Source organism: Streptomyces sp. 2-1 (assembly GCF_048564895.1).
In the GTDB taxonomy this organism is placed as follows: Bacteria; Actinomycetota; Actinomycetes; order Streptomycetales; family Streptomycetaceae; genus Streptomyces; species Streptomyces phaeochromogenes.
Genome location: NZ_CP183383.1, coordinates 8,504,582 through 8,518,853 on the forward strand (window position 1 = coordinate 8,504,582; position 14,272 = coordinate 8,518,853).

A 14,272-nucleotide genomic window follows, 5' to 3' on the forward strand; every position below is an offset into this window, starting at 1 on the left:
TGGCGGCGGACCTGCGGGCAGCTGATATTTCCGCGAGGTCTCACTTCGGGAAAGAGTGTCGGCCAACCGTGCATTCGATCTTGCTCAGCTGGCGGGAAGTGGACTATACCTGTCGGCGTCCGCCCAGTCGTTCGACGGGCCGCGGACAGATGAATGGCCACGGGGAAGAGGGGGCGCGGCGCATGCCGGGCGTCGTGCATTCCCGCTGATCCCGGTGCTTGACAAGCGCACGACCCCAGCTTCAACAACCCGCGGTGCCGGGGAGGGTCCGGTTCACCGCCTGAGTCCTGATGAAGGCGAGGACTTGAGCATGGGATCCACTTCCGCCAACAACCGTGAGGGTATCGGCCGCCGCGATCTGATCAAGCGGTCCGCTGCGCTCGGCCTGATTTCCGTACCCACGATGAGTTTTCTGTCGGCGTGTGCCAGCAGTGACAGTGGCAGCGACGAAAAGGTCGACAAGGGCAAGAAGACCAAGGAGAACCCGCTCGCCGTCAATGAGACCGCACCGTTGGAGATCGTCATCTTCGACGGCGGTTTCGGCACGAAATACGCCGAGGACGCCAAGGCGGTCTACGAGAAGAACTTCCCGAAGGCGAAGGTCAAGTTCTCCTCGACCCAGAAGATCCAGTCGGTCCTGCAGCCGCGCTTCAACCAGGGAACCCCGCCGGACCTGATCGACAACTCAGGTGCCGAGCAGATGGACATGGGCGTCCTCGTGGGCAAGAAGCAGCTCGCGGACCTCACGCCCCTGCTGGACGCGGCCTCCGTCGACGACCCGAGCAAGAAGGTCCGCGACACGCTGCGCCCCGGCATCGTCGAGATGGGCCAGTTCGACGGCGACCCGGTCTGGATCATGTACTACGCGTACACCGTCTACGGCGTGTGGTACTCCCAGAAGGCGCTGGACTCCCTCGACGCCACGTACCCGGAGACCTGGGACGAGATGCTCGCGGTCTGCGCGAAGGCGAAGAAGAAGGGCATGGCGGGCTGGACATACGCGGGCAAGCACCCGTACTACCTCCCCTTCTCGCTCTACCCGATGATCGCCAAGGTCGGCGGCACCGAGGTCCTCGACGCCATCGACAACCTCGAGCCGAACGCCTGGAAGAACCCGGCGGTCAAGACCTGTTTCGAGGCGTACTACGAGCTGTACAAGAAGGGCTACATCCTCAAGGGCACGCCGGGCCTGGACCACATCCAGTCCCAGACCGCCTGGACCGAGGGCAAGGCGCTCTTCATCCCGAACGGCTCCTGGGTGGAGAACGAGGCGGCGAAGACGATGCCGAAGGACTTCAACCTCGCGGTGTCCGCGCCCACCGGCATCGACAGCTCGGACAAGATGCCCTTCGGCACCATCTGGGCGTCCGGCGGCGAGCCCTTCATCGTCCCCGCCAAGGCCAAGAACACCGACGGCGGCATGGAGCAGCTGCGCATCATGCTCAGCGAGGCCTCGTCGAAGAACTTCACCGAGTCCGTCAAGTCGCTGACCGCGTTCAACGGTGGCACCGACGGCATCGACCTGACCCCGGGCCTCAAGTCCGGTGTCGCGGCCCTGGAGAAGGCCGGCGACAACGTGGTCAACCCGCGCATCCAGGACTGGTACGTGGCGCTGCAGAAGGAGAAGATCGGCGTCGGCGGCCTCGGCGAGATGATGGCGGGTCGGCTCACCCCGGCCGAGGCCATCAAGAAGATCCAGGGTTACGCCGACGAAGCGGCCAAGGACGACTCCATCCAGCACTACAAGCACCAGTGAGCTCGGCCGGGGGCCCCGGGCGGTGACCGGGGTCCCCGGCTCTCGATGCGTGGCATCGGCGGCGGTTCCCGCGGGAAGATCGGGTCGGTAGGAAATGCAACACGGTAAATACCGTTTCATCGTGGGGTTCTTGGCGACCCCCCTGGGCATCTACGCCCTGTTCGTGATCTGGCCCTTCATCCAGTCCATCTACTATTCGTTCACGGACTGGAGCGGTCTGAGTCCGGAATTCAAGATGGTGGGCTTCAAGAACTACAGCAGAATTCTCGACGACGAGGTCTTCTGGAAGTCCTTCCAGCACAGCGTGACGTTCGTCCTGCTGCTGCCGTTGGTGACGCTCACCCTGGCGTTGTTCTTCGCCTTCATGCTCAATGTCGGCGGACGGCGCCGGAAGAACGCGGCGATCGCGGGCGTCCGTGGGTCCTCGTTCTACAAGATCGTCTATTTCTTTCCGCAGGTGCTGTCGATCGCGATCGTCGCCCTGCTGTTCCAGTTCGCCTACAACCCCAACAGCGGCGCACTCAATTCCGCTTTGAAGGCGGTGGGCCTGGACAGTGTCCAGCCCGACTGGCTCGGCGATCCGGACCTCGCCCTGTGGTGCGTTTTCGCCGTTCTCGTCTGGTCCACCGTCGGCTTCTTCGTGGTGCTGTTCTCCGCCGGAATGGCCTCAATTCCCAAGGACTACTACGAAGCCGCACTGCTGGACGGCGCGAACCGCATCACGACATTCTTCAAGATCACCCTGCCGCTGCTCTGGGACACCGTGCAGTCCGGCTGGGCCTATATGGGCATTCTGGCGCTCGGAGCCGAGTCCTTCGCGGTCGTGCAGATCATGACCGTGGGGCCGAACGGCGGAGGCCCCGACTATTCGACGACCGTCCTGCCGCTGTACGTCTACCAGAAGGCGTTCCGTGACGGCCAGGCCGCCTACGCGACGACGATCGGTGTCGCCCTGCTCGTCCTGACGCTGCTCTTCGTGGCCGTCGTGATGAGGCTCGGCCGACGTGAGCGGCTGGAGTACTGATGCGGACCGAGCTGACCGAGCCGCGAGGAGGACACGAGTGAAGACGACCGAGACGCCTCCCGTCGACACCGCCGGGGAGCGACCGCCCGTCACCGAGGTGACGGTCGCACGCACGCCGCCGGCGAAGGCCACCGAGGGCAGGGTCCTCAACTTCTTCTCGCACGGCATGCTCATCCTCTGGGCGTTCATGGTCGTCCTGCCGCTGCTGTGGGCGGTGATGACCTCGTTCAAGACGGACCGGGACATCTTCAGCTCGCCCTGGGCGCTGCCCGACAGGCTGCACTTCGAGAACTGGTCGCGCGCCTGGACCTCGGCGAACATGAGCGACTACTTCCTCAACACGGTGATCGTGGTGGGCTTCTCGCTCCTCGGCACCATGCTCCTGGGCTCCATGGCGGCGTACGTCCTCGCGCGCTTCGACTTCCCCGGGAACCGCTTCATCTACTTCCTCTTCATCGGAGGAATGAGCTTCCCGATCATCCTGGCGCTGGTCCCGCTGTTCTACGTCATGCAGAACCTGTCGCTGCTGAACACGCTGCCCGGACTGATCCTGGTCTACATCGCGTACTCGCTGCCGTTCACCGTGTTCTTCATGACGGCCTTCTTCCGTACGCTGCCGAGCTCGGTGGCCGAGGCGGCCTTCGTGGACGGCGCCTCGCACACCAGGACGTTCTTCCAGGTGATGCTGCCGATGGCCAAGCCCGGTCTGATCAGCGTCGGCATCTTCAACTTCCTGGGGCAGTGGAACCAGTACATGCTGCCGACGGTGCTCAACACCGAACCGGACCGGAAGGTGCTCACCCAGGGCCTCGTCCAGCTGGCCGTCAGCCAGGGCTACAAGGGTGACTGGTCCGGCCTCTTCGCAGGCCTCGTGATGGCGATGCTGCCGGTGCTCGCCGCGTACATCGTCTTCCAGCGCCAGGTCGTCCAAGGACTCACCGCGGGCGCGCTCAAGTAACGGTTCGGCCGTCGGTTCGGTTTGCGAGGGTGGTCCCGGATTGGAGCCGGGGCCACCCTGGTGTGTGCGGGCGCGGGCGCGCCCCTCTCTTGCTCAACCTCTTGACGGGAGGCAACCCCAACGGCTCAGCTTAGAGTTCACTAGTTGGACATAGACGGGGTCTCACTGAGGCGACCCCGTACGCAGGAGGTCGTCGTGGAGACTCCGGGGTCGCAGTCGTCGCTGCACCGAGCCAATCTCGAACGGGTCGTACGTGCGGTGCGCCTGGCCGGGTCGCTCACGCAGGCCGAGATCGCGAGGACGACGGGCCTGTCCGCGGCCACGGTCTCCAATATCGTTCGGGAGCTGAAGGACGGCGGGACGGTCGAGGTCACCCCGACCTCGGCGGGCGGCCGAAGGGCCCGCAGCGTCAGTCTCAGCGGAGATGCCGGCATCGTGATCGGCGTCGACTTCGGGCACACGCATCTGCGCGTCGCGGTCGGCAACCTCGCCCATCAGGTGCTCGCCGAGGAGTCCGAGCCACTCGATGTGGACGCCTCCGCCGCACAGGGCTTCGACCGGGCGGAACAGCTGGTCAACCGCCTGATCGCGGCCACCGGCGTGGACCGTACGAAGATCGCGGGCGTCGGTCTCGGCGTGCCGGGGCCGATCGACGTGGAGTCCGGGACGCTCGGCTCCACCGCGATCCTGCCGGGCTGGACCGGCACCAAACCCGCCGAGGAGCTGGGCGGACGGCTGGGCGTGCCCGTGCACGTCGACAACGACGCCAACCTGGGAGCCCTCGGCGAACTCGTCTGGGGCAGCGGCAGGGGCGTACGGGACCTGGCGTACATCAAGGTCGCGAGCGGTGTCGGCGCCGGACTCGTGATCAGCGGCAAGATCTACCGTGGCCCGGGTGGCACAGCGGGAGAAATCGGGCATATTACTCTTGATGAGTCCGGCCCGGTCTGTCGCTGCGGCAACCGGGGCTGCCTGGAGACCTTCGCGGCGGCGCGCTACGTGCTGCCGCTCCTGCAGTCCAGCCACGGCACGGACCTGACCATGGAAGGTGTCGTACGACTGGCGAGGGACGGAGACCCTGGCTGCCGTCGGGTGATCGCCGACGTCGGCCGACACATCGGCAGTGGAGTCGCCAATCTCTGCAACTTGCTCAACCCGAGCCGGGTGGTTCTCGGCGGTGATCTCGCCGAGGCCGGAGAGCTCGTGCTCGGACCCATAAGGGAGTCCGTCGGCCGCTATGCGATCCCCAGTGCGGCACGTCAACTATCCGTTCTGCCAGGGGCACTTGGCGGCCGGGCGGAAGTCCTAGGGGCGCTCGCTCTCGCACTCAGCGAGATGGGCGATTCGACCCTTTTGGACGGTTCGCTCACCACCGCCACGCCTGCCTTCACTTAGAGAACGGATGGCACCGTTGCCATCTCGTTAAGGATTTACTTCTTGACGTCGCACTTGTGGCCGAGTTGACTTCCAGCCACCTCGGCCGCAACGTCGCGGCCTCGTCAGGGAGGTTTCTGAAGTGAATACGCGTATGCGTCGCGCCGCCTTTGCTGTTGCCGCAGGTGCGATGGCTGTCTCGCTGGCTGCCTGTGGCAGTGCCGACGAGGCAAGCGACAGTGACAGCACGAAGTCCGCGGCCAAGGGTGACGCCATCAAGGTCGGCCTCCTCCTTCCGGAGAACCAGACCGCTCGGTACGAGAAGTTCGACAAGCCCCTGATCGAGAAGAAGGTCAAGGAGCTCACGAACAACAAGGGCGAGATCGTCTACGCCAACGCCAAGCAGGACGCCACCACGCAGTCCCAGCAGGTCGACACGATGATCACCAACAAGGTGGACGTGCTGATCGTGGACGCGGTGGACTCCAAGGCCATCGCCAACGGCGTGAAGAAGGCCAAGGACGCCGGCATCCCCGTCGTCGCGTACGACCGTCTGGCCGAGGGCCCGATCGACGCCTACACCTCCTTCGACAACGAAGAGGTCGGCCGCGTCCAGGGCAAGGCGCTTCTGACGGCCCTGGGCGACAAGGCGAAGCCCTCCGCGAAGATCGTCATGATGAACGGCGCGGTCACCGACCCGAACGCCGCCCTCTTCAAGAAGGGCGCGCTGTCCGAGCTCGAGGGCAAGGTCGACATCGCGAAGTCGTACGACACCAAGGAGTGGAAGCCGGAGAACGCCAACGCCAACATGGAAGGCGCGATCTCCGCGATCGGCAAGACCAAGATCGTCGGCGTCTACTCCGCCAACGACGGCATGGCGGGCGGCATCATCACCGCCCTGAAGGCCGCGGGCGTCACCCCGCTGCCGCCGGTCACCGGTCAGGACGCCGAGCTCGCCGGTGTGCAGCGCATCGTCTCGGGCGAGCAGTACATGAGCGTCTACAAGCCCTACCCGCAGGAGGCGGACGTCGCCGCGGAGATGGCCGTCGCCCTCGCCAAGGGCGAGAAGCTCGACTCCATCGCCAAGGACTCGGTCGACAGCCCGACCACCAAGGGCGTCCCGTCGGTGCTCGTCCCCGTCGTGTCGCTGACCAAGGACAACATCAACGACACCGTCATCAAGGACGGCATCTACACCCTCGACGAGATCTGCACGGCGAAGTTCAAGGCCGCCTGCACCAAGATCGGTCTCGAGTAGTCACACGCAAGTCCCTTGCCCCGTACGGGAATTCGCCAACGGATTCCCGTACGAGGCTTGATTCCCGCAAGGAATCCATTCCGGGACTCGCGCACCAGAAGCTCCTCCGGCGCCCCGCAACCACCAGCCCCGCAAGCTAGGGCGGGGCGCCGGACGGAATCCTTCCTCCCTCCCCCAATTCTTCTGCACAACCTCCCGCCGGGTCAGGCGGCGAAGGAGATGGTTAACGTGTCCGCTACGCCTGTCCTGGCGTTGCGCGGGGTCTCGAAGCGGTTCGGTGCCGTCCAGGCGCTCACCGACGTAGAGCTCGAGGTCCACGCCGGCGAGGTGGTCGCCCTGGTCGGCGACAACGGCGCCGGAAAATCCACGCTGGTGAAGACGATCGCCGGCGTGCACCCCATCGATGAGGGCGTCATCGAATGGGACGGCAAGACCGTCCAGATCAACAAGCCGCACGACGCCCAGAACCTGGGCATCGCGACCGTCTACCAGGACCTCGCGCTGTGCGACAACATCGACGTCGTCGGGAACCTCTATCTGGGCCGCGAGCTGCAGAAGCGCGGCGTCCTGGACGAGGTCGAGATGGAGCGCCGCTCCCGCGAGCTGCTCCAGACGCTGTCGATCCGCATCCCCAGCGTGCGCATCCCGATCGCCTCGCTCTCCGGCGGTCAGCGCCAGACGGTGGCCATCGCCCGCTCCATGCTCGGCGCGCCCAAGCTGGTCATCCTCGACGAGCCCACCGCGGCCCTCGGTGTCGAGCAGACCGCCCAGGTCCTCGACCTGGTCGAGCGGCTGCGCGAGCGCGGCCACGCGGTCCTGCTCATCAGCCACAACATGGCCGACGTCAAGGCCGTCGCCGACAAGGTGGCCGTGCTCCGGCTCGGCCGCAACAACGGCGTGTTCGAGGTCAAGACCACCTCGCAGGAAGAGATCATCTCCGCCATCACCGGTGCCACGGACAACGCCGTGACCCGTCGTGCGGCGCGCAGCAACGGGGAGGCTCAGAAGTGAGCATCGACAAGACCTCCGCCACTCCCGAGGACCACGTCGTCGAGAACCCCGAGGCCGCCGCCGGCGCCGATGTCGCCGTCGACCCCCGGCTGCTGGTGCGCGAGCGGGGCTTCGCCGGTTACTTCGACGAGTTCAAGCGGAAGATGCGTGCCGGTGACCTGGGCTCGATCCCGGTCGTCGTCGGTCTGATCGTCATCTGCGTCATCTTCCAGAGCCTCAACTCGGCCTTCCTCTCGGCCGAGAACCTCAACAACATCGCCGTCGCGATGGTCGCCACCGGCATGATGTCCGTCGGCATCATCTTCGTGCTGCTGCTCGGCGAGATCGACCTGTCGGTCGGCTCGGTCAGCGGTGTGGCGGGTGCCATCACCGCGGTGCTCAGCGTCACGCACGGCGTGAACGAGTGGCTGTCGGTCCTCATCGCTCTCGCGAGCGGTGCGGCCATCGGCGCGATCCACGGCTTCTTCTTCGCCAGGATCGGCGCGCCCGCGTTCGCGGTCACCCTGGCCGGCCTGCTGTTCTGGCTCGGCTTCATGCTCCAGATCCTGGGCGAGAACGGCACGATCAACCTCGACGGCGACGGCGTGGTCGGCAAGCTGACCACGTACTACTTCTCGGACGTCGCGGCCGCCTACGGGCTCGCGGTGGTCGCGGTGGTGCTCTTCTTCGTCACCTCGTTCCTGGACAGCCGCCGTCGTGAGGCGGCGGGCATCCCGGCCCGGCCGCTCATCGACATCGTGGTGCGCACGGCGATCCTCGCGGTCGTCGCCTTCGCCGCGGCGATCATGTTCAACCAGTACAAGGGTCTGCCCCTGGCGCTGCTGCTCTTCGTCCTGGTCCTGGTGATCACGGACTTCGTGCTGCGCCGCACGACCTACGGCCGCAAGATCTTCGCGCTCGGCGGCAGCGTCGAGGCGTCCCGTCGTGCCGGTATCAACGTCACGGCGGTACGGGTCTCGGTCTTCGCCATCGCGGGCTTCTTCGCCGCGGTGGGCGGTCTGTTCTGGTCCTCGAAGATCGCGGCGGCCAACCAGAGCGCCGGTGCGGGTGACCTTCTGATGAACGTCATCGCGGCGGCGGTCATCGGTGGCACCAGCCTCTTCGGTGGGCGCGGGCGTACGTGGAACGCGCTGCTCGGTGTCATGGTGATCACGTCGATCCAGTACGGGCTGGCCCTCGAGGGCATCGCCACGCCGGTTCAGTACATGATCACCGGGGGTGTGCTTCTGGCCACGGTCGTCATCGACTCGATCACCCGGAAGACCCAGAAGACGGCGGGCCGCGCGTAGCGGTTCATGGTCTGACGGTCGTGGGGCGAAGCCCCCTTCGGACAAGTGCCCGACACCAATGGCGGTGTCGGGCACTTTCGTCTGTCCGTGTGCGTTTGGTGGCGGGAGCCGTGGGCGAGATGTTTTACGGCCGAACGCGTGACGTACGACGCACAGCCCGGCCGCCGCCGTGAAAGGCGGAACATTAGACTCGACAGACCCGGCAAAGCTCGATCAGCTCTACTGCAAGGAGGCACGGGTGCCGCTGCTGACCCGCATCAGGGGACCGCGCGATCTGGACCGGCTCAGCCTGGAGCAGCTGGACCAGCTGGCAGGCGAGATCCGGACCTTCCTCGTCGAAGAGGTCTCCAAGACCGGCGGCCACCTCGGCCCGAACCTCGGTGTCGTGGAGCTCACCATCGCGCTGCACCGCGTCTTCGAGTCCCCGAAGGACAGAATCCTCTGGGACACCGGGCACCAGTCCTATGTGCACAAGCTGCTCACGGGCCGCCAGGACTTCTCGAAGCTGAAGATGAAGGGCGGCCTGTCCGGCTACCCCTCGCAGGCGGAGTCCGAGCACGACGTCATCGAGAACTCGCACGCCTCCACGGTCCTCGGCTGGGCCGACGGCCTCGCGAAAGCCAACGAGGTCCTCCGAAAAGAGGACCACGTCGTCGCCGTCATCGGCGACGGAGCCCTCACCGGCGGCATGGCCTGGGAGGCGCTCAACAACATCGCCGACGCCAAGGACCGCCCCCTCGTCATCGTCGTCAACGACAACGAGCGGTCGTACGCCCCCACGATCGGCGGCCTCGCCAACCACCTGGCGACCCTGCGCACCACCGACGGCTACGAGCGGTTCCTGGCCCGCGGCAAGGACATCCTGGAGCGCACGCCCGTCGTCGGGAAGCCGCTCTACGAGACCCTGCACGGCGCCAAGAAGGGCCTCAAGGACTTCATCGCCCCGCAGGGCATGTTCGAGGACCTGGGCCTGAAGTACGTCGGCCCCATCGACGGCCACGACATCGAGGCACTGGAGTCGGCGCTCGTCCGCGCCAAGCGCTTCGGCGGCCCCGTCATCGTGCACTGCCTCACCGAGAAGGGCCGCGGCTACCAGCCCGCCCTCCAGGACGAGGCGGACCGTTTCCACGCCGTCGGCAAGATCCACCCCGACACGGGCCTGCCGATCGCGTCCTCCGGCGCCGACTGGACGTCCGTCTTCGGCGAGGAGATGGTCAAGCTCGGCAAGGAGCGCCAGGACGTCGTCGCCATCACGGCCGCCATGCTCCAGCCGGTCGGCCTCGACAAGTTCGCCAAGGCCTTCCCGGACCGGGTGTACGACGTCGGCATCGCCGAGCAGCACGCGGCCGTCTCGGCGGCCGGCCTCGCCACCGGCGGCCTGCACCCCGTCTTCGCCGTCTACGCGACGTTCCTCAACCGCGCCTTCGACCAGGTCCTGATGGACGTGGCGCTGCACAAGTGCGGGGTCACCTTCGTCCTCGACCGGGCCGGCATCACCGGCACCGACGGCGCCTCCCACAACGGCATGTGGGACATGTCGATCCTCCAGGTCGTCCCCGGGCTGCGGCTGGCCGCCCCGCGCGACGCCGACCAGGTCCGCGCGCAGCTCCGCGAGGCAGTCGAGGTCACCGACGCGCCGACCGTGGTCCGCTTCTCCAAGGGCGCGGTCGGCCCCGCCGTACCCGCGGTGGGCCGGATCGGCGGCATGGACGTCCTGCGCGAGCCGGGCACCGACGCCCCGGACGTGCTGCTCGTCTCCGTCGGCGCCCTCGCGCCGATGTGCCTGGAGATCGCCGGCCTCCTCGACAAGCAGGGCATCTCCACGACCGTCGTCGACCCGCGCTGGGTCAAGCCCGTCGACGAGGCCATGGCCCCGCTCGCCGAGCAGCACCGCGTGGTCGTCACCGTCGAGGACAACTCCCGGGTCGGCGGTGTCGGTTCGGCCGTCGCCCAGGCCCTGCGCGACGCGGGCGTGGACGTACCGCTGCGCGACTTCGGCATCCCGCCCCGCTTCCTCGACCACGCCTCCCGCAAGGAGGTGCTGGCCGAGATCGGGCTGACCGCACCGGACATCGCCCGGCAGGTCACCGGCCTCGTCTCCAAGCTCGACGGCCGGTTCGAGCAGCCCCACGCCACGGTGGAGTCCGCCCGCGACTGACACGCCCGGTCGCACGCGACCGACACGGCCGAGTGGGCCGGTTTCCACACCCTTTACGGTGGTGAAACCGGCCCATTAGCGTGAAACCTGCCGCGCCGGGGCATACGGACCACGCCCCCTCTCGATCATGTCGAGGACGACAAGCGTGGGAGGTACGCCGTGAGCAGCACCCTCTTCAGGACGAAGAAGGTCGAACAGTCCATCCTCGATACCGAGGAGCCAGAGCACGCGCTCAAGAAATCCTTGTCCGCGCTGGATCTGACCGTCTTCGGCGTCGGTGTCATCATCGGCACCGGCATCTTCGTCCTGACCGGCACGGTCGCCAAGAACAACGCCGGTCCCGCCGTAGCCCTGGCCTTCGTCGTCGCCGGGGTCGTCTGCGCGCTCGCCGCGCTCTGCTACGCCGAGTTCGCCTCCACCGTCCCGGTGGCCGGCTCGGCATACACGTTCTCGTACGCCTCGCTCGGGGAACTGCCCGCCTGGATCATCGGCTGGGACCTCGTGCTGGAGTTCGCGCTCGGCACGGCGGTGGTCGCCGTCGGCTGGTCCGGCTACATCGCCTCGCTGCTGGACAACGCGGGCTGGCACCTGCCGGCCTCCCTCACCGGGAGGGAGGGGGCCGACGGCTTCGGCTTCGACATCCTCGCCGCCGCCCTCGTGCTGGTCCTCACCGGCATCCTCGTGATCGGCATGAAGCTCTCCGCCCGGATCACCGCGGTCGTCGTCGCCATCAAGGTCACCGTCGTCCTCGTCGTCATCATCGCCGGTGCCTTCTTCATCACGAGCGACAACTACGACCCGTTCATCCCGAAGGCACAGGAGGTGCCGGCGGGCGGCGATCTCCAGTCCCCGCTCATCCAGCTGATGTTCGGCTGGGCCCCCTCCAACTTCGGCGTGATGGGCATCTTCACCGCCGCCTCCGTCGTCTTCTTCGCCTTCATCGGCTTCGACGTCGTGGCCACGGCCGCCGAGGAGACCCGTAACCCACAGCGGGACATGCCGCGCGGCATCCTCGGCTCACTGATCATCTGCACCACGCTGTACGTCGCGGTGGCGATCGTCGTGACCGGTATGCAGCACTACACAAAGCTCTCCGTGGACGCCCCGCTCGCCGACGCGTTCAAGGCCACCGGGCATCCCTGGTTCGCGGGCTTCATCAGCTTCGGCGCCGCCGTCGGCCTCACGACGGTCTGCATGATCCTGCTCCTCGGCCAGACCCGGGTCTTCTTCGCGATGAGCCGCGACGGACTGCTGCCGCGCTTCTTCTCGCACGTCCACCCGCGCTTCAAGACCCCGCACCGGCCGACCATCCTGCTCGGCGTGATCATCGCCATCCTCGCGGGCTTCACCAGCCTCAGCGAGCTCGCCGAACTGGTCAACATCGGCACGCTGTTCGCGTTCGTCGTCGTCGCGATCGGCGTGATCATCCTCCGCCGCACCCGTCCCGAACTGCCCCGCTCCTTCCGCACCCCCCTGGTGCCGTTCCTGCCGATCGTCTCCGTCCTCGCCTCGCTGTGGCTGATGCTCAACCTGCCGGCCGAGACCTGGCTGCGGTTCGGCATCTGGATGGCGATCGGCTTCCTCGTGTACTTCCTGTACGGCCGCTCTCACAGCCGTCTCGGACGCGGCGAGGAGGCCGTGGCCGTCGATACCGTCAAGCCGCAGCGCGGAGACACCGAGTAACCGACCTTCGCGTTCGACCGACCCTCGCGATCAACCGGCCCCGTACGTCCCGCTCCGGCGTGGACTGCGGGGCCGGACCGCGTGCGGTGGGCTCGCTGACTGCCGTTGCCACGGCGGCTCCTGACGGCACGGTACGAGCAAGTGGGCATGGTTGGGCGAGGCGGTGCTGCACGCGCGTGTGAGGTGGCTCCCAGGGGCTGGGCGGGGGTGCGGGCGAGTGGGGGCCGTGTGCGGTGTTAGGGGCGGACCGTGCGTGGGCCCGTGACCTCCGCGCCCAACTCGGTCACCCGGCGGCGCAGTTCACGGTCGGCCGTGACCACCAGGCGTGGGCGGTCCGCGGCTTCGGCGGTCACTTCCACGATGCGGTCGTCGCCGCTGCCGGGCGCCTCGTCGACCCGTACGCCCGGGACGGAGGCGATGCCGCGAGCGCCTCCCTCGACCACGAGGACCAGCTCAAGGGGGCCCGGGCGCCCCGGCAGCCCGTCGGTGGCGTACGGGACGAGCAGGTCCCGCAGGCGCTCTGCGGCGCCCCGGCGGTCGCGCCACCAGCCGTCGGGCACGGATCCGACCACATTGGCGGCGTCGACGATCACGAGCAGCGGGGCGTCCATGTGGCCAGGGTCGCACGGAGGGGGATCACACGACCCGATTAGAGTGGGGGAGTGTCAATGGTCCGCACAGTGAACGGTGACTGGCTCATACGCGGCCGGGACGGCAGACTCGGCGCCTACGCTCCGCGTGAGGAAGCGGTGTGGTGCTGGGCCGAGCAGCACCCGGGCGGCGCCTGGTCGGCGCCCCGTACGGTCGGCGGCGAGCAGCGTGTCCACCCCGCGCTCGCCGTGGGGCAGGGCACCGACGGTTACGCCCATCTGGTGTCCTGGCGTCCCACCGGCGGGCAGGAGTCGGGGCTCGTCCACGCCACGCACTTCCGGCCCCATCTCGCGGCCCTCGACTGGAATCCCCTCGGGCATCCCAACAAGAAGGGCGAGGCGACCGGCGTACCGGCCGTCACGGTCGACGCCCAGGGCCGCGCCCATGTCTTCGTACCCAACAGGGGTGGCGGCGTCAGCATGCGCGGCCAGAAGGAACGCGGCGGGTGGGGCCCGTGGCGCGACCTCAAGGGCCGTGAGGTCGAGGGCGAACTGGCCGCCGTGACCCGGGCGTCGGGGCTCGTCGAGCTGTACGCGGCCTCGCCCGCGGGCATCCTGCGCTGGACCCAGCTGGGCCCCGGCCACATCCCCGCGCTCGACGAGGAGCCGCTCAAGGTGGCGGCGCGGCCGGGCACGTTGCGGGCGCTCACCACCTCCGAAGAGCACGTGACTCTCTTCTTCACGGACGAGACGGACACGGTGTGTGCGTGGCGGGCCGGGAGTGAGCCCGTGGCGCTTCTGACCTGTGCCGGGCCGGGGCCGGTGTCCGCGATTCGCTGCACGCTCGACGGGGTCGACTGTACGTTGCTCGCCCAGCGGTCCCTGAGCGGCCGGGTCGCCTTCGCCGCCTATCCGACCGAGCAGGAGTCGGCGGGGGCCTGGTGGACCGAGTCGGGCCCTCAGCTCCCGGCGGACGTCCAACTGTCCCTGAGCCGGGACCACGAGGACCGCATCACGGCGGCCACCCTCCAGCCGTCCACCGGCCAACTCCTCCTGACCCGCCGCAAGGAGGAGCCAGGCTTGGCCCTGGAGGCCTGGCACACCATTTGATCCGCCCCCGCCGCCCCTACCCATTCCCGTCCCTTGGGGGCTGCCGCCCCCAAACCCCCGC

At 67.6% G+C, this 14,272-nt stretch carries 11 protein-coding genes; 10 read left to right on the plus strand and 1 reads right to left on the minus strand.

Features of this window, described 5'->3' with window-relative positions; translation table 11 throughout:
- The first annotated feature begins 310 nt into the window (after window positions 1–310).
- The 9 genes from ngcE to ACN20J_RS37525 all read left to right on the plus strand — a co-directional run bounded on the left by ngcE (window position 311) and on the right by ACN20J_RS37525 (window position 12,511).
- On the plus strand, window positions 311–1,756 hold the full coding sequence (ngcE, locus tag ACN20J_RS37485; RefSeq protein WP_189841256.1) for an N-acetylglucosamine/diacetylchitobiose ABC transporter substrate-binding protein: 1,446 nt from the start codon (window positions 311–313) through the stop codon (window positions 1,754–1,756).
- A 94-nt stretch (window positions 1,757–1,850) separates the two neighbouring features.
- Complete coding sequence (locus tag ACN20J_RS37490; protein WP_055614335.1) at window positions 1,851–2,780, plus strand: carbohydrate ABC transporter permease; 930 nt, start codon at window positions 1,851–1,853, stop codon at window positions 2,778–2,780.
- A 37-nt stretch (window positions 2,781–2,817) separates the two neighbouring features.
- Window positions 2,818–3,738, plus strand: a complete 921-nt coding sequence (locus ACN20J_RS37495) for a carbohydrate ABC transporter permease (RefSeq protein WP_189841258.1) — start codon at window positions 2,818–2,820, stop codon at window positions 3,736–3,738.
- A gap of 195 nt (window positions 3,739–3,933) precedes the next feature.
- Window positions 3,934–5,133, plus strand: a complete 1,200-nt coding sequence (locus tag ACN20J_RS37500; RefSeq protein ID WP_055614337.1) for an ROK family transcriptional regulator — start codon at window positions 3,934–3,936, stop codon at window positions 5,131–5,133.
- Window positions 5,134–5,266: 133 nt separating this feature from the next.
- Complete coding sequence (locus ACN20J_RS37505; protein ID WP_189841367.1) at window positions 5,267–6,370, plus strand: substrate-binding domain-containing protein; 1,104 nt, start codon at window positions 5,267–5,269, stop codon at window positions 6,368–6,370.
- A gap of 219 nt (window positions 6,371–6,589) precedes the next feature.
- Window positions 6,590–7,381: an ATP-binding cassette domain-containing protein gene (locus ACN20J_RS37510; protein ID WP_189841259.1), complete on the plus strand. Its 792-nt coding sequence runs from the start codon at window positions 6,590–6,592 to the stop codon at window positions 7,379–7,381.
- Window positions 7,378–8,670 (plus strand): sugar ABC transporter permease, encoded by a 1,293-nt coding sequence (locus ACN20J_RS37515; protein ID WP_189841260.1) that lies wholly within the window; start codon window positions 7,378–7,380, stop codon window positions 8,668–8,670. Before ACN20J_RS37510 ends, ACN20J_RS37515 begins: the two co-directional genes overlap by 4 nt.
- Window positions 8,671–8,908: 238 nt before the next feature.
- Window positions 8,909–10,828, plus strand: coding sequence for a 1-deoxy-D-xylulose-5-phosphate synthase (gene dxs / locus ACN20J_RS37520; RefSeq protein ID WP_189841261.1), 1,920 nt, complete (start codon window positions 8,909–8,911; stop codon window positions 10,826–10,828).
- Window positions 10,829–10,987: 159 nt separating this feature from the next.
- Window positions 10,988–12,511 carry an amino acid permease gene (locus tag ACN20J_RS37525; RefSeq protein WP_361920489.1) on the plus strand — a complete coding sequence of 508 codons (1,524 nt, stop codon included), beginning with the start codon at window positions 10,988–10,990 and terminating at the stop codon, window positions 12,509–12,511.
- 236 nt (window positions 12,512–12,747) lie between these two features.
- Here the strand turns inward: ACN20J_RS37525 and ACN20J_RS37530 are convergent, their stop codons facing one another.
- Window positions 12,748–13,122, minus strand: coding sequence for an NTP pyrophosphohydrolase (locus ACN20J_RS37530; protein WP_189841263.1), 375 nt, complete (start codon window positions 13,120–13,122; stop codon window positions 12,748–12,750).
- 69 nt (window positions 13,123–13,191) lie between these two features.
- Between ACN20J_RS37530 and ACN20J_RS37535 the strand changes: the two genes are divergently transcribed.
- Window positions 13,192–14,211, plus strand: coding sequence for a hypothetical protein (locus ACN20J_RS37535; RefSeq protein ID WP_189841368.1), 1,020 nt, complete (start codon window positions 13,192–13,194; stop codon window positions 14,209–14,211).
- Window positions 14,212–14,272: the final 61 nt, after the last annotated feature.